The 23,436-nt window shown below is 35.6% G+C and carries 11 protein-coding genes; 6 read left to right on the forward strand and 5 right to left on the reverse strand.

Annotation, left to right across the window (positions count from 1 at the left end):
- Positions 1-229: 229 nt before the first annotated feature.
- Together ACREWB_RS15975 and ACREWB_RS15980 are read right to left on the reverse strand one after the other, a co-directional pair.
- Positions 230-3,337, reverse strand: a complete 3,108-nt coding sequence (locus tag ACREWB_RS15975; protein WP_431548454.1) for an exosporium glycoprotein BclB-related protein — start codon at positions 3,335-3,337, stop codon at positions 230-232.
- A 196-nt stretch (positions 3,338-3,533) separates the two neighbouring features.
- Positions 3,534-4,274: a hypothetical protein gene (locus ACREWB_RS15980; RefSeq protein ID WP_431548455.1), complete on the reverse strand. Its 741-nt coding sequence runs from the start codon at positions 4,272-4,274 to the stop codon at positions 3,534-3,536.
- 258 nt (positions 4,275-4,532) lie between these two features.
- Between ACREWB_RS15980 and ACREWB_RS15985 the strand changes: the two genes are divergently transcribed.
- Positions 4,533-5,669, forward strand: coding sequence for an aminotransferase class V-fold PLP-dependent enzyme (locus ACREWB_RS15985; RefSeq protein ID WP_431548456.1), 1,137 nt, complete (start codon positions 4,533-4,535; stop codon positions 5,667-5,669).
- Positions 5,670-5,703: 34 nt separating this feature from the next.
- Here ACREWB_RS15985 and ACREWB_RS15990 read toward each other — a convergent pair whose 3' ends face one another.
- On the reverse strand, positions 5,704-7,272 hold the full coding sequence (locus ACREWB_RS15990; RefSeq protein ID WP_431548457.1) for a hypothetical protein: 1,569 nt from the start codon (positions 7,270-7,272) through the stop codon (positions 5,704-5,706).
- Positions 7,273-7,451: 179 nt separating this feature from the next.
- Here ACREWB_RS15990 and ACREWB_RS15995 point away from each other — a divergent pair, with 179 nt between their 5' ends.
- The 5 genes from ACREWB_RS15995 to ACREWB_RS16015 all read left to right on the forward strand — a co-directional run bounded on the left by ACREWB_RS15995 (position 7,452) and on the right by ACREWB_RS16015 (position 20,388).
- Positions 7,452-8,330, forward strand: coding sequence for a hypothetical protein (locus ACREWB_RS15995; protein WP_431548458.1), 879 nt, complete (start codon positions 7,452-7,454; stop codon positions 8,328-8,330).
- A 192-nt stretch (positions 8,331-8,522) separates the two neighbouring features.
- The gene (locus tag ACREWB_RS16000; RefSeq protein ID WP_431548459.1) at positions 8,523-9,407 is read left to right on the forward strand and encodes a single stranded DNA-binding domain-containing protein; all 885 of its coding nucleotides are present in this window, start codon (positions 8,523-8,525) and stop codon (positions 9,405-9,407) included.
- A 180-nt stretch (positions 9,408-9,587) separates the two neighbouring features.
- Positions 9,588-9,848 carry a putative Se/S carrier-like protein gene (locus ACREWB_RS16005; RefSeq protein WP_431548460.1) on the forward strand — a complete coding sequence of 87 codons (261 nt, stop codon included), beginning with the start codon at positions 9,588-9,590 and terminating at the stop codon, positions 9,846-9,848.
- 27 nt (positions 9,849-9,875) lie between these two features.
- Positions 9,876-19,694 carry a beta strand repeat-containing protein gene (locus ACREWB_RS16010; RefSeq protein WP_431548461.1) on the forward strand — a complete coding sequence of 3,273 codons (9,819 nt, stop codon included), beginning with the start codon at positions 9,876-9,878 and terminating at the stop codon, positions 19,692-19,694.
- A 214-nt stretch (positions 19,695-19,908) separates the two neighbouring features.
- Complete coding sequence (locus tag ACREWB_RS16015; RefSeq protein ID WP_431548462.1) at positions 19,909-20,388, forward strand: hypothetical protein; 480 nt, start codon at positions 19,909-19,911, stop codon at positions 20,386-20,388.
- Between the two features lie 140 nt (positions 20,389-20,528).
- Here the strand turns inward: ACREWB_RS16015 and larA are convergent, their stop codons facing one another.
- Together larA and ACREWB_RS16025 are read right to left on the reverse strand one after the other, a co-directional pair.
- Positions 20,529-21,803, reverse strand: coding sequence for a nickel-dependent lactate racemase (gene larA, locus ACREWB_RS16020; RefSeq protein ID WP_431548463.1), 1,275 nt, complete (start codon positions 21,801-21,803; stop codon positions 20,529-20,531).
- A gap of 12 nt (positions 21,804-21,815) precedes the next feature.
- Positions 21,816-23,339 carry an L-lactate permease gene (locus ACREWB_RS16025; protein WP_431548464.1) on the reverse strand — a complete coding sequence of 508 codons (1,524 nt, stop codon included), beginning with the start codon at positions 23,337-23,339 and terminating at the stop codon, positions 21,816-21,818.
- Between the last annotated feature and the right edge of the window lie 97 nt (positions 23,340-23,436).

Consider the following 23,436-nt stretch of genomic DNA (forward strand, 5'->3'; position numbering starts at 1 on the left):
TTCAAACAATTTTAAAGCCCCATGGATAGATTTATACTTACTCCTCCATAGGGCTAGAATTTAAACGTTAGATTGAAAATGTTAGATTGGCTTCAACTGTGGCTAAGGCATAACCTATGGTTCCAGTTGTTGCATTTACAAGTTGTAATGTTCCTGGTAATGAGCCTACAACAACCTAAATTAAAACATTACTCTATAATCAAGAATAACTTCTCATTAGTCAGTAAAATTAATTTATTCTTATACCTGCACTTCCATATCCAGATACAGTATTAACAAGTGATGATCCTGCAGCTGTTGCAGAGAATACCATTAACAATCGTGTTTCGGAAGTTACTGGTATTGATAATCCAGTAATAACGCCATTACTAATTGTACCTATGGCTATGATACCTGTAAGAGCTGGAGATAATATTACTGCAGCCCCTGCCACTGGTAAAAAAGTGTTGTCAGGTGTAGTCGAACTATATAACTGAGCAGTAACAGTTATTGTTGATCCCACAAGTGCTAGCTCTGCAGAGGTACTAAAATAAGCAGCTATTGAAGTAATAGCACCATCACTAGGAACTGAAAATGCGAAATTAACAACTGCGCTTGCAGAACCTGTAAGATTTATAGATGCTCCAAGATCTGTAGAATCCTGCGCCGAGCTTCCAAATCCAACGAAACAAGGTAGTCCTGCCAATCCTCCTGCAATAGTAGTCATTGAGAAAGGAGCCCCTGATGAAAATGGTATGATTCCACCAGCGCCAGTCGAACTTGCTCCAGTAGTTCCAGTAGTTCCAGTAGTTCCAGTTAATCCTGTAGCTCCGGTAGAACCTGTAGGTCCAATTAAACTAGAACCTGTATCGAGCCAACAAGTATCTAACAGAAGCACCGGTGCTGGTGATATTGTTGTTCTATAACCTACGATGAAACTAGCTGGGCTTGTTGCGCTTGACCATCCAACTGCAAATGACAGGTTAGCAATTGTATTTCCAAAACTAGATATATAGGTAGTACCTGTATAACTTGTATCAATACCTATTAGGCCCTTTCCAACAGTGTTTTGGATATTATTTCCTACGACCTGTATAAATTTGAAAATATTAAGATTAGGACTATTTAGTAAGATTGGTACGTTACCTTCGTTTATTGTGGTATTGTTATTGATATATAATTGGAAATTAGAACCAATAAATTCCTCGATGACAAGCAAGTGTCTGAGAGTAAACGGAGAAGCTATTTGGCTGTTATTGTCTATTAATAACTGACCTTGAAGAGTCCCTCCAGCACCTGAAATATTTGTAATATCAATAAATCTACAGTTCGTAGGTCCTGAATCAGATACAAATGTGTTATTTGCAATAATGCTTTCTCCTGAGGTAGATGATATATTAATATAACGATAGCTATTACCTAGTGCAGCAAGCGGTGCATAGGTAAACTTACAGTTTGTTATTTGGAACTCAGTGGCTATCAAGTATAATCCAAATTCACACACAGAAATCTCACAATTATCTACGTATATGCCTGTAGCTGTCAAATTATTCACGGAGATAATAGATTCAGTGGATATTGATGAAGGATAGTTTTGAACAATCTTCATATCTTGAAAAACCACATTTGGGACAGTAACATTAAACATATTATCAGACGCGACAGTTGGTACTAATTTCTGCACTGTGGTTGAGCCTATACCTTGACCTTGGATAGTAATTGATTTATTAACACTTATTGGTACTGTAATTGTGTGGATTCCGGCATCAAGCACTAACAGATCACCGTTAATCGATGCATTAATAGCTGCTTGGATTGTATCTATACCGGGAGCAACGTGTGTTGTGGTACCTGTCGGAAGTGGAATTGCTCTCAGTGTCGGAGGAGGAGGTATTAAAAATTTTTCATATACCTCTCCAGTAGTCAAATCTATATAAGAGTCTCCAAATTGACCTATTGCACAAGTTGGCACTACATTCCCTGACAAAAATGATGAGCCTGTTTCACCTGTTACACCGGTGGCTCCAGTTACTCCAGTTTCGCCAGTTGTTCCTGTAGCTCCAGTTACTCCCGTGGTTCCGGTATCGCCAATCATTCCTGTTGCACCTGTTGCTCCTGTTACCCCTGTGGTTCCTGTTTCACCAGTAGCTCCTGTAATTCCAGTGGCTCCTGTTTCACCAATAACTCCAGTTACTCCAGTGGCTCCTGTTACTCCAGTGGCTCCGGTATCGCCAGTTATTCCTGTAGCTCCTGTTACGCCTGTTGCCCCAGTTGCTCCAGTTACTCCAGTTTCTCCATTGGCCCCTGTTGCTCCAGTTTCGCCTGTAACTCCGGTTACACCAGTGGACCCAGTTACTCCTATTGCTCCTGTTTCACCTGTAGCGCCGGTATCCCCTGTGGTTCCAGTTGCTCCAGTATCACCAGTTGCCCCAGTTGCCCCAGTTGCGCCGGTATCCCCTGTGGTTCCAGTTACTCCAGTTTCGCCAGTTGTTCCTGTAGCTCCAGTTACTCCCGTGGTTCCAGTATCGCCAGTCGTTCCTGTAGCTCCAGTTATTCCTGTTGCTCCAGTATCACCAGTAACTCCAGTTTCTCCAGTGGCTCCTGTTACTCCAGTTGCTCCAGTATCACCAGTAACTCCAGTTTCTCCAGTGGCTCCTGTTACTCCAGTTTCGCCTGTTACTCCAGTTTCGCCTGTAACTCCGGTTACACCAGTGGACCCAGTTACTCCTATTGCTCCTGTTTCACCTGTAGCGCCGGTATCCCCTGTGGTTCCAGTTGCTCCAGTATCACCAGTTGTTCCTGTGACTGCAGTGGCTCCTGTTACCCCAGTTGATCCTGTTACTCCTGTAATTCCTGTAACTCCAGTTGATCCAGTAGCACCCGTTGCTCCTGTTAATCCAGTTGACCCAGTTGACCCAGTTGCCCCTGTATTCCCAGTTCCACTTCCTACCTCTTCAGGTATCTCACCTATTACTAAATTTGCTTTTATCGTTACCGCAGAAGAGTAAAGCACACTATTAGTAGTTTTATTTATTAATCTCAATGCTATCGGTGCAGTATCAACTTGTATAATAGCAAATCCAACAACCTCACCCTGTTTAACAGATGAATTTCCTATTAAATCATCACCATTAGATGATTGAATTGAAAACTTTATATTGCTTGATCCTAGACCTGCTTGTGTTGCTACCCACCAATTAATAAAATATCTTCCTACTTTATTTATTATTATTTGACCATTTAACGGGTCATAAATCACGGCTCCATTGCTATCAACTACGGTATCAAATAATACATTAGAATTTGCATTTACTGATCCAGCTGATTGTTTTTGAATTTGAAGGCTTATCGTGTCCAAACTACCTCACTCCTTATTTGCAATAAATTTAAATTTATTGCTCATTCATAATATGTTGTTAGTTCATAATGTGCTATTAATTGAATAACATCTATTTAGTTGGATTTTCTCACAGTTATAAAAAATTTATAAAACTTCCAGACAATTTAAAAGCCCCATGGATAGATTTAGACTTGCTCCTCCATAGGGCTAAAATTTAAAACGTTACATTGAAAATTGTTAAATCTGCTTTAACTGGAGTTGTGGAATAACCTATGGTTCCAGCTGTTCCATTTACAAGTTGTAAGGTTAAAGGTAATGAACCTGCAAGAACTTCAATTAATGCATTTCCACTAATCTGTCCCACATCGATAGGAGTTGAAGCTTGTATATTATCTCCTGCCGATGTTGTAACTGCAAATGTGACAAATGTATCTCCTGCTATTCCATCTGCGGCTACCCACCAATCGATATAATATACTCCTGCTTGTGTAATTGTTACTGTACCTGCTGCATAAGATAAAAATAGTGATAAAGGACTTACTATTGTATCAAACAGAATTGGTGCTCCTGAAACCACTGTTGTTGGTGCCGTTCCTTGTAACTGAACTTGCAGACCTCTTATCTGCGTTACAAAACCTGTTGCACCTGTTGCTCCTGTTGGCCCTGTTGCTCCTGCCCCTGTTGCTCCTGCCCCAGTTGCTCCCGTTGCTCCTGGATCTCCCGTTGCTCCCGTTGCTCCTGTTGCTCCTGTTGCACCTGTTGTTCCTGTTGCTCCTGTTGTTCCTGCACCAGTTGCTCCTGTTGCTCCTGTTACTCCTGTATTTCCTGTTGCTCCTGTTGCTCCCGTTCCTGGTCCAGTTACTCCAGTTGCTCCCGTTGCTCCTGTTGCTCCCGTAGCTCCCGTTACTCCCCCTCCGATTGTGAATGGAGGTATAATATTACTACAAATACTCATTTAAATTCACCTCAACTAATATATTTTTAATACTTGTAATTTACATTTAATGTTCTATTCCAATAATATATTATGAATTTGTTGTATCTAATGCTACAACTTATTTGTCTCACCTGAAGAACATTTTTATTTGTAATGATAATAGTGATATAAAATTAATAAAATTCATATTTTATATGAAATATTGAGAATTTTATTAATACAATAGAAGTAAGCATGAAATCAATTATTAGATTTGTTTATAGAAGGGAGGATGTCATGATATATTTAGATAACGCAGCAACTAGTTTTCCTAAACCAAATCAAGTTTACGACGAGATAATTAATTGCATGAAAAATTATTGTGCAAATCCAGGGCGAAGCTCTCATAATATGGCTATTGAAAGTGATATGAAAATTATGGAAGCAAGAGAATCAATAGCTAGACTTTTTAACATTGAAAATCCACTAAATATTATCTTTACAAAAAATGCTACTGAAGCACTTAACATTGGAATAAAAGGCTTACTGAAAAGTGGAGATCATGTTATAAGTACTTGTATTGAACACAATTCCGTGCTGAGACCATTAAATACAATGAGTAAAAATAATGTTGAAGTTACCTTTTTAAATATAAGTAAGGACGGATATTTAGATATTGATGAGTTAAAAAAATATATAAAACTAGAAACAAAGGCTATAATCATAAATCATGCTTCAAACGTTTTAGGAACTGTACAAGATATTAATGCTATAGGACATATAGCAAAAGATCATGGTATAATATTCATGGTGGACGCATCACAAAGTGCTGGAAATATCAAAATAGACGTTACAGCCGATAATATAGACATTATGGCCTTTCCTGGTCATAAAAGTCTCTTAGGGCCTCAAGGTACTGGAGGTTTGTATGTTAATGGCGCTATTAATCTCAATAAATATACTGAGGGTGGCACCGGAAGTAACTCAAATTCAATGGAACAACCCGACTTCTTACCCGATAAGTTCGAAAGTGGTACACTAAATACACCTGGACTTGTAGGTCTATGCGAGGGTGTGAAATTTATAGAAAAAACAGGAGTTGAATCCATTCATAATCATGAAATGAGTTTATTACAATGCTTATTCGAGGAGTTAAATAAATTGAGATTCATTAAAATTTACGGACCAAACAATTGTAAAAATAGATGTAGTGTAGTTTCATTAAATATTGAAGGATTTGAAAGTTCTGAAGTAGGTTATCTTTTGAATGAACATGGTATAGCTGTAAGAACAGGATACCATTGTGCTCCATTAATTCACAGTATAATAAATACAAAAAATATGGGAACAGTTAGAATTAGTCCAGGTTACTTTAATACTTTTAGTGATATATACGCTTTAGTAGCTTCAATTAAATACATCTATAATAGTTAATAAAGCATGGGTTATCTCTCCCATGCTTTATTATTTATTGTTGCCCAAATAACTTTTTAAATAACGAGGTATTTTTTTCATTTGTCATTTCAACTATTTCATCTTCACGAAGACCAATTTTTGAATTCAAGCCTTCAATAATCCTATTTAAATTTGTTATCATTATTTTATATCCATCAATTTCATTTTGCATTGCAGCATTTTTTGTAATTTGACCTTCAGCATTGTTATTATTATTTTTACTTAATTCCATTAACTCTGCTTCCTTTTGGATCATTATTTTCTCTAATTCATGAATTTGCGTTTCCTTTGAGATCAGTGTTTCTTGCAGTAAACTTATATCCTTATATAGCTGTGATTTCTGGTCTTCTTCTTGAAGATAATTTTTTTCCAAAATACTTATTTTATTATTAAGTAAAACTACTTTATTTTTTTCTTCCTTAATAATGTAATTTAATTGATTAATTAATTGATCCTTTTTTATCAACTTAATTTCTATGCTTGCCACATTTTCTTCAGTATTGCTTGGAATACTTTCCTGTACAGTATTAGTGTTAAAATGGTTACTTAATTTGTTTTGCTCTGCCAAAGTATGTTTGTAATTAAAAAAGTTGTTTGGAAGAATTGTTAAAACTCCTCCATCTTGCACATATAATTCATTTGAAATGCATTGCCTATCTGCCAATATCTCAATAAATGCTGATTTTATAATATTTATAGATTTTAGGCCTTCACTTTTTATTGGACTAATGCTATCACCCATACCACTCGTATAATAAGTATAAATACAATTATTGGAAATCCAAAAACCATAGGTGATATTACCTTCTTTAAAAAACGCGCAGGAAGTCAAATTATTGCTTTCAGATATCTTTGTATGCTCAGGGTTTGATATATAATTTCTAACATTATATAGTGCACTAGTTTGACCATTATTTTTAATATATAAAATATTAAGTTTATTATTAACTGAGCATAAGGAATAATCAATATAAGGAGAAATATTTTTATCTACATTAAAAAATTTAGACCAGTTGGCACTACTGTGATTAAGAATTTTATAACCTAATTCATATTTATTAACAAGCTTTTGATACATAATACAAATAGTATTATCCTCTAGTGCGTGTACTACAAATTGATTAACATGATTAACATTTGTAGTATCAATAAGAACTGGCGACGAAACCACCAGATCTTTATTTAAAGTTAATGTCTGATAAAACAGTGTTCTAATATTATCATGTGACTGTAATATGCTGTAAAAAATTTGGATTTTTCCAGAGACATACATAGTTTTAAAGTGTATATCACTTACACTATTAACCTTCTTATGAAGAATAGAGTGTTCTGTCCATTCATTCCCGGAATAAACTTTTAAAAGTAAATTACCAGAAGATGATTGATAAATAATACATATCCTGTTGTCTGGCAATATAAGCGCAGAAAATGACTTTGAGGCATTTTTTACTAATATATTGTAGTTAGTCCATGAATTCTTTTCAAACGTTCTATATATTATCCCAAAATTATCTTTGAATGTAAAATTCCAAAGAGTTCCATCTGTCTGCTTAATTATATAAAAATTCTTTGATTCTAACACCACAAACCACTCCTTATATACTAATTCCTATTTATAAGTTTATTCGAGGTCAACACCTTTTATGAGTTAAAATACTGATTTTTTTCTTTTTATTCAGTACATCTTTTTTAAAAATACATACTATGATAGTGAAAAGAATTACTTATAGTAATGATTATTTTTATAGAGGAGGATATTGTATGGAAGGAAATTTAGAACGCAGTTATGTTGAGCCAAAACAAGTACTTTCTGAAGAATGTATTATTGCGTCAAAAATATACGGAAAATGCAGACAACAAGACTGCTTAAGACCCGATTTTGTATTACCAGAACCCGGTGTGGAGTCAATTCCTATTGCCGGATCCAGATCAGGAGAAGTTGCTAATATTATATCTATAGGAGGGACAGTTTTAACTACACCTATAACCCCTAACAGTTTAATATCATTTCCCCAAAATTTAGTTAACTATGGAAAAATAGTTAATGGAGGTGTCATAATTTCTGGGATTGAACTACTACCTCCTGAAAAACAGGAACATCTTTTTTCATCCGAAGGCTACTGGAAAGTTACAATCGTATACCAGTTCTCTTACAAATTACAATTGATAGGATATGCAGGAACACCTTTAGTAATAGGATTATCAACAGATCCACCTGGACCAATACCAACAAAAGATTACATTTGTGCTTATAGCGAGTACGAAAAACAGATTATTTTATTTGGTGGAATTGGAAACTCAGATATTTATCTTGCCAGTACACTATATTCAAATAACGGACCGTACAATTACCAAAACGCACCTTATGTAGATGTTCAAGCTAAAGCAGTTCCTTTAGCTGTAAACCTTGGAATTTATGTTGATCCATGTTCAGAACAGTTTCCATGTCCAGATAATACTATAGGCGTTACTATCGGACTCTTCACAATAATTAAACTTTTTAGGCTTGTTAACATTACAGTTCAAAGTGAAGGAAATTGTGATATACCTCTTTGTGATCCAATATTACCTGGTGATCCATGCTCATTCTTTAATGAAATTCCATTCCCATTTGATGATTTTGACCCACCAACTATTTAAGCATTAATTTTTTAGGTTATTTGAAAAATAAGTAAGAACGTATGGAACTAACTCTCATACTTTCTTACTTATTATTAATCTGGAATATTTTCTTTTATTTTGTTTGCACAAAATTTCATGCAATACATACTATGGTAATGTAAAGACTTACTTACTTGCAATAATAAATATTTTTATAGAGGAGGATAATATATGGAAGAAAATTTAGATTATGTTTGCCCAGCACCAACCCCACAGCAGTTACTTTCTGAGGAATGCATCATCGCATCAAAGGTATATGGAAAATGTAGGCAACAAGACTGTCTAAGACCTGACTTTTTAGAACCTGAACCAGGAGTAGACTCAATTCCTATTCAAGCGTCCAGATCAGGAGAAACTGCAGATATTATATCTATTGGAGGAACAGTTTTAACTACACCTATAGCTCCAAATGGTCTACTAATATTACCACAGAGTCTTGTTAAATATGGTAAAATAATTGATAATAGCGTTATAGTTTCAGAAATACAAATACCACCACCTGATGAAGAACAAACTCTTTTTACATCCGATGGCTACTGGAAAATTACAATAAGATATCAATTTACTTATAGATTACAATTAATAGGGTATGACGGAACACCTCTAGTAATTGGATTGTCAACAGATCCACCTGGACCAATACCAACAAAAGATTTTATTTGTGCTTACAGTGAATATGAAAAACAAATAATTCTATTTGGTGGAATTGGAAGTCCAAATGTTTATCTAGCTAGTACATTATTTGCAAATAATGGACCATATGCATACCAAAATGCACCTTATGTTAATGTTCAGGCTAAAGCATCTCCATTAGCAGTATCCATTGGAACTTATGTAGATCCATGTGTAGAGCAATTCCCTTGTCCAGATAACATTATAGGAGTTACAATTGGTTTATTTACAATTATTAAACTATTTAGACTAGTTAATTTAACAGTTCTAACTTCCGGAAATTGCGATATACCTCTATGTGACCCAATATTACCTGGAGACCCATGTTCATTCTTCAATGAAATTCCATTCCCATTTGATGATTTTGACCCACCAACTGTTTAAACACTTTTTATAGGATTTACATCCTAATGATATTAAAGAGGGGCTATTTTAAAATAAATAGCCTCTTTTTATATTATATTTACAGCTTTTACAATTTTCTATATAACTAAGCTATCGCACTTTTATATCAGTTATCATATACTATACTAAATTTATAATTAAGAAAGGAGCTATATCCTTATGGAGGAGTTTTATATAATAGTCTTAAATTCTTCTAGTATTAGTGTCCATTTATTTAAACTATTAAAAGATAAAAAATTAGATGTAGCCATAATGTCAACGCCCTGTACAATAAGCGCAGGCTGTTCACGATCTATTAAAGTAAAAGAAAACGACATTGAAATTGTAAAACAAGACATAATAAATAATAAAATTAATATAAAGGGAATATATAAAAAGATTTATAGAGGACGTGTATTTTTTTACCTAAAGGTTCAATAAATGAAAATAATAAAATGAGGTGATCATATGCCTATATCTACTTCAGACTTTACTGCCAGTATATCCCCAAACCCAATAAGCGTAGTTATTGGAATGACTAGCAATATAAATTTATCCTTTTCTAACACAAGCTTAATCGAAAGAGGTTATAATTTAACAACAGTTTTAACTCTTCCTGATGGTGTCTCCTATTCAGGAGGACTTATTCCCCCAACATCTATTGTTGATGGACCCGGTGGAACCCTTATCCTTACATGGATTAATATAAAAGATTTGGCACCTAATGAGATTGGATACATCCTTGGAGTTACTTTAAAAGCAGATGAATATTTTAGAGTTAGTGGGCTTCCAGTACCTTTTGATATACCACTTGTAAGCGTTGACCTTGAAGGAACAGTGGATACTCTTCCAAGGGGTAATGATGACCCTGGGAACGTCAAAATAACTAAAAATGATTCTGCTAATTTTATACCACTTAGATATAGTCTTACAAAATCCGCTCCCGGTAAAATACCAAAAGGTGCAGGGCTTTTAATTCCTCCAACATCTCCCCTTTGGCCTTATCAATATACATTAACAATTATGAATAATAGTTTGCTACCTTCTACAGTTACTTTAATTGATAACCTTCCAAATGGAGTAAGATATCTTGGAGGACTTTCAGTAGTTGGACCAGACAGTGTGACACTTTCTACTCCTACAGTGACTATTCCTTCTATAGGTCCTGGATGTCAAAATTTTGTAACTATAGATTGGGGTTCTGTACTATTATCACCGTCTAGTGAAAATATAATTGTATTTAATGCAGCTGTCTGGGATAACTATACAGTTGGCTGTGTTGAGAACAGTGGATCTAAAATCCCTCATATGGCCGCACTTCAGAATGTTTCCACGTTAAACGGCTTGTCAGGACCAGTTCAAGGTATAGCTACCACTAATGCCATGGATACAACTATAGATAAAAGCGCAAGTCCCTCACCTGTTACAGATGTAGCTGTGACCAATAATTATACATTGACCTATAGAATTAACCAATATGATAATGTAGAAAATGTTATTATAACAGATACCATAAGTGATGGTCAGACTTATAATGTAGGCTCTGCGTCTTTAATACCTGTTAATCCAAATCCACCAAGAAATATTGATGGTACAACAACCTTATCCTGGAACCTAGGAACACTAACTACTGGTACAACTGGTAGTATTACTTTTGATACTACAACAAGCACTAATTACTTCTCAGGAGAGCCTGTTGTTGCTGCAGATGGACTAAGCAACGATGTTATTATTAATGGAATAAATCAGACCACTTTAACACCTACACCGGATAGTTCTAGTGCAAGTTTAGAAATAATCGTATCAAGTATTGTAAAAGAATTAATTGGCTATTTTTACAAAGATGGAAGCCCAAAAACAATTAATGTTGCTGCTCCCTACGACCGAGTAGAATTTAAAATCACTTATAGTGCTGTAGGAATAACTGCTGAGCAACGAGATATCGAAATAGACGAATATGCACCACCAAATATGGGACCACTGACTGCTTTACTCCCTGTAACCTATGGAGGAACCCTTGGAACTGGGCCTTTCCCACTAGTTACTGTAGCACCAAACGGATTAAGATGGACCTTAGGCACAGTGCCTGGTAACACTTTGTGGACTGCTGATTTTACTATTCCTGTTCAAAATATAGATTTTGTAGGTACAAGTAACAACCTTGCTAAGCTTGCAGGTATCAATACAGATGGATTTGCTTATAGCCGTCGCGATCAAGTGGAGGTAGACTTTGGTCATCCAAATATAACCTTTGCTAAAACAGTTGCCGGTCCTGATGTAAATGCTATAAAGGCTGGCGAAACCTATACCTATTCAATTACAATATCAAATCCACAAAACTTAGAAGGCAATGTAACAGATGCTTTTGAGATGGATTTAACAGATATAATACCTACTGGGCTTACCTATACAGGTACCTCAAGTGTTACAGGAACAGGAACTTTTACTACACCTGTGTTTGTAGGTCAAAATGTATCCATGACAATCCTTAAACTTGCTCCTGATGAAAGTTTAACTTTAAACTATGATGTATTGATTACGCCTCTTGTTGCTAGTGGGCAAAGTTACATCAATAGTGCGGAACTTCCAAGACCTTATTCACAACCTGATAGATCATACCAATTTCCAGGTTTACCTTTTACAGATTCCACTACACTAAAAGCTTTAGGAGTTACAATGACAAAATTAGTATCTCCCCCATCTGCTAAAATAGGAGACTCAGTGACTTATTTACTTCAGGTAACAGTCCCTCTTGGCACTACTGCTTATAACGTTCAAGTTGTAGATACCTTTCCTATCGCTACACAAACCTATTTAGGAAATGCTACTGTGGATGGAAATCCTGTATTACCACTTGTTGCTTTAGGTACTGTAACCTTTCCTACCATACCTTCTGTTGATGCAACAGCTGCAGCTGTTACTATACTTTATGCTTTTGATGTAAGAGTTGTAAATGGAACTCAAGTTCCGCCTTATATTGAAAATCAGACTGATAATGCCACTGTAAATTGGGATCTTGATAATATAGGAACTCCTGCTGTACCTTTTAGTACTTCAGCTATTCTTCAAGTAAGAACTCCAAACCTTGTTGGAACAAAACAGCAAAGGAACGCCACAACTGGAGGTACTTTTACATCTGGAAATGTAAACTATAGTATAGGTGATATTATTGAGTACAGGATTACTTTAAATAACACTGGAGCTGAAGCTGCTTATAATTCAGTTTTAACCGATATACTAAATCCACTATTATCCTTTGTGCCAGGCTTTATTACTATCCCTGTCGGTACAACGGCATCTTTCGCACCAAATACTGTTACCTGGAATATACCGCTTCTACTAGCAGGTAATAATACTACAATTTTATTTGGTGTAACTACACTAGCTGGAATAGGGTCTGATGGTAGAATTACAGATACTGCTTCTTTTATATATACTACTAACGATAATGGATTTGAAGTAAGCTATGGACCAACAAATACAAACACTGTGACACTTATTGCTCCAACTGTAACTATTTCAAAAATTGCATCAATTACACAGGGAGAAATAGGAGACGATATTACCTATACAATTACCTATACAGTTCCAAATGGAACTATAGCATATAGCCCTATAATAACCGATACACTACCAGTTGGGCAAACCTATATTGGACCAGCCACAAGGCAAGATACCGCAGGACCAATAGTCCCAGTAGTGCCAGGTGTTGTAGGACAAATAATAACTTTTCCAACTGATCCTGATATAAATGCAAATGCAGGAACCCGAACACTTGTATATACTTTTGTGGCAAGAATAACTAGTGCCACCCATAATCCTCCTTTCCAGGAAACTCAAACAAATACAACTAATATTAACTGGGGACGCACCCCAGTTGGAAACAGAGTAAATAGAGCATCAAGTGTTAGTATTACTGCAAGGACACCTAACATTATTATTTTAAAAGAGCAGAGAAATGTTACAACTGGGGGAAGCTATACCACATCAAATATTTCTGGAATTCCAACAGATGTTATTTATTACAGATTTACAATAAATTCTAATGGAGCTTCACCTGCTTTTAATATAAATTTGAGTGATATACTAAGTAGTAAAATTTCGTTTATTTCAGCTATATCCGGTCCTACGGTAGGCATAATTACGCCTCCACCACCAGGACCAGGTGGAACTTTAACTTGGAATATACCTCAGCTAAACAATGGTTCTAGTGCAGTTTACGAATTCCAAATAGCTATAAATAGCGGCACTGGTGCTGGTGATAATATACCTGATATTGCAACCTCAACCTATGATTCTAATGATGTAAATCCAATAACCTATAACCAAAATTCAAATCAGGTAGTTATAGATATACCTTTAATTAATTTCGCAAAAACTTCTCCTACTAGCGTAGCAGCAATAGGAAGTACAATAAACTATACTTTAACCGTAACAATTCCAAATGGAGTTGCCGTAAACAATTTATCTTTTACAGATGTTATCCCTGCTGGTCAAAATTATGTACCAGGAACTTTTGCAGGAATTCCTCCAGCACTGGGAGTACTAATTCCAACACCAAATCAGTTAATTTATACTGATAATTTGCCATCTAGAGTTGGACCATTAGTTCTAATATATACTTTTGATACAATTGTAATTAGTGGTGTTACAGTACCACCATATACTCAAAATCAACGAAATATAGCGGATGTAACATGGGATATTACGCCACTAGGACCTAGTGCAACTGTATCTGATTTTCATGATGTAGAAATACGTACACCATTTATTGTTGCATTAAAGGAGCAGCGGAATGTAACTACTGGCGGTAGCTTTACTACAGCTCCACTTTTAGGTGTAGCAACTACTGATATAGTTGAGTACAGAATAACCCTTACAAATAATGGAGCAGGAGCTGCCTATAATGTAGTTACTACAGATATTTTAGATCCAGCTCTAACTTATAGTGGTTTAACAAGTGTATCTGCTGGAATAGTAACACCTCCTCCTCCTAATGTTAATTGGACAATTAACCCTGGCCTAATTATCCCAGGTGGATCTGAAGCTCTTGTGTTCCAAGTTCAAGCAAATGCAGGATATGCACCTGGTACACAAGTAATTGATCAAACTTCAACACTATATGATACTCTTGATGTAAACCCTACAACATTAGGACCTGTATTATCTAACCAGGTAGCCTTTAACTTCAATAATCTCGAGATTGCAAAGACCGTAGATAAAAATGCATTATTTATTGGTGATACAGTTAATTACACCGTTGCAGTGACTATTCCTTTTGGTAATATCGCATATAATATTCAACTTACAGACACATTTCCACCAGAACAGACCTATAATGATCCTAGCTTAAAAGTGGATGGGGTTGACACCATACCACTATCAGTAAGCCCACTAGTAACGCCTTTTATTGTTGAAATCGATGCTACTTTAGCTGCAGTAACTGTAATATATACATTTTCTGCAACAGTTAACAGCATAGCTGCAGGACCTCAACAAGCTCAAATAGATACTGCAACAGTTAGCTGGACATTAGATCCAGGCGGGCTTATTCCAGGAACGCCTCAGAGCAGTAACGCTACAGTGTTTGTTACAGATAGCGATATTAGCCTGTTAAAAACACAAAGTAATGATATAGGCGGACCATTTGTTCAAACTAATATTTCAACTTCAGTAGGAAGTATAATATACTATAAACTATCCGTTACTAACCCAGGTCCAAATACAATATTTAATGTAGTTGTTACAGATAATTTTAGTCCACTACTACAAATTAATAGTGTTACTCATTCTGTTGGAGCTTCTATGGTAGCTTTAAACACATTAACTTGGGATATAGCATCTATTCCAGTGCTAACAACTTATGATATTATAATAGAGGTGTTAGTTTTACCTGGTGGAGGCTCAGGCAGTACAATACCCAACTTCTTTACAGCCATATTTGATGCAGTAGCTCCACCACCAGAAATTCAATATGGACCAAGAACTTCAAACACTGTTTTAGCAGATTTACCTTCTACTCAATTTAGTAAATCCGTTTCTAAAAGCGTCGTAGAGCTTGGTGAAGTTATAACTTATACTTTATCAGTAATTGTGCCAAGTGGAACCATAGCCTATAATGTTATAGTTTCTGATACACTACCTGCTGGCCAGAATTATGCAGACAACGCATCTATTGGCGGAAATCCTGTTGTACCAGTGCAAGTAGGACAGCTTATAACTTTCCCATCACAAACAACTATTGATGCTACCGCCGGAGAGGTTACACTAAACTTTACCTTTGATGCAAGAGTAGTAATGGGGAATGATTTACCTCCATATACCCAAATTCAAACTGATAATGCCAATATGACTTATGAAGTAAACCCACAAGGTGATCCTGGTACTCCACTATCAGACACTTTGGATATTACAGTAAAGAGTCCATCATTAGATGTAGTAAAAACTCAAAGTCACGTTACTGTTGGATCTGGCTTAGGATTGGACCCATTTATAGTAAATGTTGGGGATGTAGTAAGGTATCAGCTGGAAGCAACAAGTTCAGGAGCATCTCCAGCTTATAATGTAGTTATAACAGATGTACTTGGACCTTTTGAAGAATTTGTGGGAATAGTACTGGTTCCAGCAGGAATAGCAACTTACAACGCTCTCACCCGTACTGTTACCTGGACAATTGATACAATACCTCCTGGCACTATTTATGCTATGCAGTTTAATATACAAGTACTTCCAGGAGTTGGAGCAGGTGGTAGCAACACAGATGTTGCTAACTTTATTTATAATAGTAATACAACAACTCCAATTGTAATTGGTCCTACAGATACAAATGAAGTAATACAGACTTATCCTGGTATAGATATTGCCAAAACGTCTAATATAAACAATACTGTGGTAGGAAATGTGTTAACTTATACAGTTATGCTAACAGTTCCAAATGGAACGATAGCTTATAATGTTCAACTTTCAGATATAATTCCAGTTGGGCAACAGTATAACAACAATGCCACCTTGGATGGTGTGCCTATAATTCCTGATTCTGTTATTGGGCAATTAATAACTTTCCCATTAATTCCATTTTCAGATGCTACTAGTGGAGCAATTGTTTATATCTATACCTTTGAAACTCTAGTTGTTTCAGCAAATGTAGATCCTATAACCTTAATTGACATTCAAACTAATACAAGTACTGTAAACTGGTTTATAGATCCTCAAACTCCAGCTGAACCAGAGAGTGCAATGGCTGAAGTAAATGTTACTGATAGTATAATTGAAATAACTAAACTTCAAAGAAATGTAACAACCGGTGGAAGTTTCACAGCTTCTAATATAATAGCAAATATAGGGGACGTAATAGAATACAGTCTTACAGTTACAAATACTGGACTCAATACAGTTTATAATATTAACATTACAGATATATTACCAATTGAGTTAACCTTTATTTCACAAGTATCTGTTCCTATAGGAACTTTAGTCCATAGTGGTGCTGTCCTAGGAGGATTCGTTACCTGGTCGTTTAGTCCACTAGCTCCAGGTGAAACTGTAACTGCTGTATTTTCAGTAAGCATTGCAGCCCCAATTCTACCAACTGTTGATAATTTTTCTTCGGGAGATTTTACGCTTACTCCTGATAGTACTATTCCTTTTAAAACAACAGATTCAAATATAGTTACCATAGATGTGCTGTTAATCACAATCGTAAAGACGGCTAACCCTAGCGTGGCAGCCATCGGAAGCATAATAAATTATACTCTAACTGTAAATATTCCAAGCGGAGTTACTGCCTACAATTTGACGTTCACAGATGTTATACCTGCTGGTCAAAACTATGTACCATTAAGCTTTGGTGGAACACCTACTCCACTAGGGGTACTAAGTGCAACACCAAATCAGTTGATATATACAGATTCTGAAGGCTCTAGGGTGGGACCTTTAACTCTTATCTATACCTTTAGTACAACTGTAATCACTGGGACTACAGTACCACCATATACAGAAGTACAACGAAATATAGCGGATTTACAATGGGGTATAACACCTATTGGTCCTCTTGGAACAGCATCTACTTTTGCAGATGTAACTATAAATTCACCGCATATCAATGCATTAAAACAGCAACGACTGTTACCATCAGGTATCTTTACAACAGCTCCACTTTTAGGTATAGCAACTACTGATGTGGTAGAATACCGAATAACTCTTACAAATGTTGGAGCAGCTGATGCATACAATGTAGTTACTACAGATGTTTTAGATGCTACTCTAACTTATCTTGGTTTAACAAGCGTATCTGCTGGAGTGGTAACCCCTCCTCCACCAGGACCAGGCGGTACAGTTAATTGGACTATTAATCCTGGCCCAATTGTCCAAGGAGGATCCGAAATTCTTGTATTCCAAGTTACAGTTAATGCAGGATATGCACCTGGTACACAAGTAATTGATCAATCTTCAACTTTATTTGATACTCTTGATACTAACCCTACAACCTTAGGACCTTCATTATCTAACCATGTAGCATTTAACTTCAATAATCCTGAAATTCTAAAGACAGTAGATAAAAATGCAGTATTTATTGGTGATATTGTTAATTACACCGTAGAAGTAACTATTCCTTTTGGAAATATCGCATATAATGTTCAGCTTACAGATGTGTTCCCTGTAGAGCAGACCTATTTTGATCCTAGTTTGAAAGTAGACGGTGTTGACACGATCCCACTATCAACAAGTCCTTTGGTAACACCTTTAATACCAATCATCGATGCTACTTTAGCTGCAGTAACTGTAATCTACACGTTTTCTGCAACTGTTAACAGCATAGCATCAGGACCTCAACAGGCTCAGATAGATACTGCAACAGTTAGTTGGACATTAGATCCAGGCGGGCTTGATCCAGGAACGCCACAGAGTAGTGAGGTTACAGTGTATGTTACAGATAGCGATATTACTGTAGTAAAAACACAAAGTAATGATCTAGGCGGACCATTTGTTCAAACTGAAATTCCAACCTCTGTCGGAAATTTAATTTACTATAAACTATCCGTTGCAAACCCAGGCACAAATACAATATTTAATGTAGTTGTTACCGATATTTTTAATCCACTTCTACAAATAATTAGTGTTACTCATTCTGTTGGAGCTACATTAGTAACTTTCAATACATTAACTTGGGAAATAGCATCTATTCCAAGTTTAACAACTTATGAAGCTATAGTAGAGGTGTTAGTTTTACCTGGTGGAGGCTCACAGAGTAAAATTCCTAATTTCTTTACAGCAGTATTTGATGCTGTAGCTCCACCACCAGAAATTGAATATGGACCAAGAACTTCTAACACTGTCTTAGCAGATTTACCTTCACTGCAATTTAATAAAACAGTTTCTAGCGGTAATGTGGAGCTAGGGGAAATTATAACTTATACCTTAGCAGTAACTGTACCAAATGGAACACTAGCCTATAATGTATTAGTTTCAGATATATTGCCAATAGGGCAAGAGTATAACGATAATGCCACATTAAATGGTGTCCCTATAATTCCTGATTCTATTATCGGCCAGATAATAACTTTCCCTGTAATACCATTTGCAGATGCTACTATGGGTGCAGTCAATTTTATATATACTTTTGAAGCTCAGATAATCTCTGCAAATGTTGACCCTGTAACACTTATTGATCAGCAGATTAATGAAAGTACTGTAACCTGGTTTATAGACCCACAAACTCCTGCAGTACCTGTAAGCTCAACGGCTGTAGTAAATATTACTGATAGCTTAATCCGTATAACTAAACTTCAGAGAAATGTATCTTCCAGTGGAAGCATTACAGATATGCCAATAATCGCAACTATAGGAGATGTAATAGAATATAGTCTTACCGTAACAAATATGGGCACTAACACTGTTTATAATCTAAACATTACAGATTTATTATCAAATGATTTAGCCTTTATTTCCCCAATATCTGTCCCTATAGGGACCTTGATTCATAGTGGAAGTCCCTTTGGTGGCCTGGTTACCTGGTCATTTAGTCCACTAGCTCCTGGCAATTCGTTAACTGCTGTATTTTCAGTAACTGTTGTAAACAAAACTTCCTTAACCATTAATAATTTTTCATCCGGGGATTTTACGCTTACACCTACTGGCACTATTAATTTTAAAATAATAGATTCAAATGTAGTCACAGTTAACTTCACACCATATATACAGCTTAAAGGATGTATAACAGCTATTGTATTTGCTAAATGTAATAATGAACCTTATTGCCCATGCCAATACTCTAATGATAAAAATTAACTAACTCTACAATCAAAACCAAGCATACTAATATAACCAGAATTATATCTCATATTAAACAAAATAAATTGAGGTTGCTTACTTTTGTAAACAACCTCAATAATCAAAATAAATTAACTAATGAATTAACAATATTTAATCAGTAACAACCTATTTTTAATATCATATTATGTAATGGACAAATTCATATTTAATTAAAAAGGAGAAGATGTATATGTCAAATCCTCTTACATTTAATAATTGTATAGCACCAGCAATTAAAAATACAACAGTAGATAATTTAACAATTTTAACCGCAGATGAAACTACACTTGCAAGCTTAACCTTAAACGTTAACAATATTGGAGATAAGGTATATTTCTCAGCTGATATAACATTTATTTTTGTTAATTTCCTTCCTGAAATGATCCCTGCAGACTATTTAACATTTAGAGTTTACAGGGGTACCACTTTAATATTTGAAAAAGAAATATACTGTTCTAATCATGCTATATTATTAGAAGGACCTAGTCTTGAATATGTATATGAACCAACTGAAGCAAATTTCTTCTGCGTTGATACTCCTACTTTCCCAATCTGTGATTGCCCTAAACAAGTAACCTATAATTTAACTGTCCAATCAACAATGACTGACACTTATACAATAACTCCAAACAATAGTACAAGTACCTTTATTATAGTTGAAGTCAAATAATACCATGGTGCCACCCACGTGGCAAGTGGCAAAAGTGACAAGCTCTGTTAAGTAGAAAAGACTGTAGCAAATTTATTTTAAATTTGCTACAGTCTTTTCTACGGTGCTACCCACATAATAATTGGGCGGCAATATGTTTTTTATTTTACAACAACTGATACTCCATCTGGTATTACTGTGATTTTTGCATCATTTCCCTTTATCTCAAGAGCTCTTTTAAGAGCTTCCTCAAAGGTAAATGCATGCTGCATATGCATACTCACAATCATTTCAGGGGCACACATATCTGTAACAAAAATTACAGTATGTTTGTCCAATATGCGGGCAAGAATCTGAAATTCCCATTGATCTGGCGCCGTATCATTTCTTCCTACTTTGATTACCCTATCAAGAACTTCCCTTGGGCTACTTGCATTTGCTATATTGTCATAGAAGGACTGACCACCATGTCCATCATTACAAGCAGACACCATGATTATAACTCCACCATCATTGCAAGTCGCTTCTGCTGCAGTCATGCCCTTAACAGACTGATATATGTTTTGATCAAGAGGATAACCTCCATTAGTTGAAATGGCAATATCCGCTTTTACAGCCTTCACAGAAGCAAGTTCCATTACAAACTTACATCCTTCTAAGTGGGCGAGCTCACTATCTCCTGCAAATGCTTTTATAACATTTTTTTCACTGTCAATAACAACATTTAATATAAATGCAAGCTTTGCCTGTTTTGCAGCATATAACATGTCCCTATGAAGCGGGTTATTTTCAAGAACTCCAGATCTAGCGTACTCACTTGCTATAAATTCTGAGCAATGATTTGCCATAACCGTCTTCGCTGATGCCACTCCTGGAAGGACACTCTTTCGTCCTCCAGAAAATCCTGCAAAGAAATGTGGTTCTATAAATCCTTCCGAAATTAAAAGTTCTGCTTCCATTGCTAGTTTGTTTAGGAGTAGTTCTCCACCTGAGGGAAGAATTCCTACACTTGCCATGCTACTATAATCCTCTGATACATGATTTATTATAACCTCATTATCTACAATTTCCTGTCCAAATTTACTTATCATTTCTTCTCTTGTAGTAGGCCTATGAAAACCAGTAGCAATTAATATTGTTATTTTAATTTCAGGGTTAACACTTCTAATTCTACTAAGAAGAATTGGAAGTGTTACCTTACTAGGTACAGGTCTTGTGTGGTCACTAGTTATTAGCACCATATTTTTTTTACCCTTTACTAGCTCTTCAAGCTTTGGACTTCCAATAGGACTATCCAGTGCCTTATTTACTATTTCCTCCTGGGTGCCTTCTGCACTATATGCATGAGCTTTCGATTCGAGTATTGCCACCAAATTATTATCTGGTATTTCAATTTCCAAAAACCGTTTTGAATATGGAATTTTAATTTGAGTCATCTAAATTCCTCCTTACATTGTAAAATATTTTGCTCCAAAATACGTAATTAATCCTAATATTGCTACATATCCCAAACAAAATTTTAAAGTTGCCTTTAATATCTTACCTTCAGTTCCTACAATTCCAGTGGCTGCTGTGGCAACGGCAATACTTTGAGGTGAAATCATTTTACCTGCTGTAGCTCCACCAGTATTCGCAGCCGCTAACCAATAAGGACTCATGTGTAGATTTTTTGCAACTTCAACTTGAAGTGGTCCGAAAAGTACGTTAGATGATGTATCACTACCAGTTACAAATGTACCTAGTGCACCTATAATTGGCGCAATTAGTGGATAAAAACTTCCAGTTCCTGCAACTAATACCACAGCAATAGATGTTATCATTCCACTATAGCTCATAACTTTTGCAAGAGCTACTATAGCAATAATTGTAATTGCCGTTTTACTCATTTGCATGCAAGTATCCGTAAATACTTTTATTATTTCTTTAAACTTAGCTCCTTGAATAAGCCCTCCTATAAATGCAGCAAGAATTATAAGTGTACCAGGATTAGCAATCCAGGTAAAGGTACTAAGTTTAGCATGTGGGCCTGTATATATTTGAATAGAAGTTTTTATAGCTGATAATGGTTTATTAATCGCTGGAACAAGTGAGCTTGTAATTAATATAAAAGTTAGAATTAATATAAATGGTACCCAAGCTATTAACGCTTGTTTTAAAGATACGTAAGCTTTATCTTTTGCTGCAGTTTTTTTATAAAATACTTTAGCTATTACAACTGTTACAATAATACATAATATTGAACCTATCAGTGCTGGAAGTTCAGGTCCAACATATTTTGCAATTAGAAGTTCTGGCAATGCAAAAGCTAAACCTGATGCAAGAGAAATAAATACAACTCCCTTTATTGCCTTTATACTTTTGCCTGTAAGCATTACTAAAGCTAATGGTACAATTACAATTAATGCAAATAATTGAATTCCAACTGCATAACCTAAAATGACGGGATCAATCCCTGCCACCTTTGCCAATGTTATTACAGGTAGCCCTATAGCACCAAAAGCTGTTGGTGTTGTATTTGCAATAAGACATATTATTGCCGCAAATACTGGATTAAAGCCAAGTGCAGCTAAAATACTTGCAGGTATAGCAACTGCTGTACCAAACCCTGCAATTGCTTCAAGAAACCCACCAAAACCCCAGGCAACTATTAAAACTAGTATTCTCCTATCAGTTGTTATGCCTGTCATCATATCCTTTATTACATCCATACTTTTTGTATGAATTGATAGGTTGTAAGTAAATACCGCTGCTATTATTACAACAATTATTGGCCATATTGCCATTGCTGCACCATCTAGCGCTGCTGTAAAAGTTTGACCAATAGGCATCTTCCAAACTAAGATTGCAAGTACCACTGTAATTACAAGTGTAATAGAACAAGTTTTATGTCCTGGCATTTTTAAGACACCTAAGGATACCATAAGCCATACAATTGGGATAAGTGCTATGAAAAATAATAAATAATCGCTCATCTTTTATTTTCTCCTTCATTTAGCTATATGAGCCATATAATGAAATCGACTACATAAAACTATTATTTAATCGCCAACATCTTTTGAAGACATTGGC

The sequence above is a fragment of the Clostridium sp. genome, assembly GCF_050717635.1.
Lineage (GTDB): Bacteria > Bacillota > Clostridia > Clostridiales > Clostridiaceae > Clostridium_AD.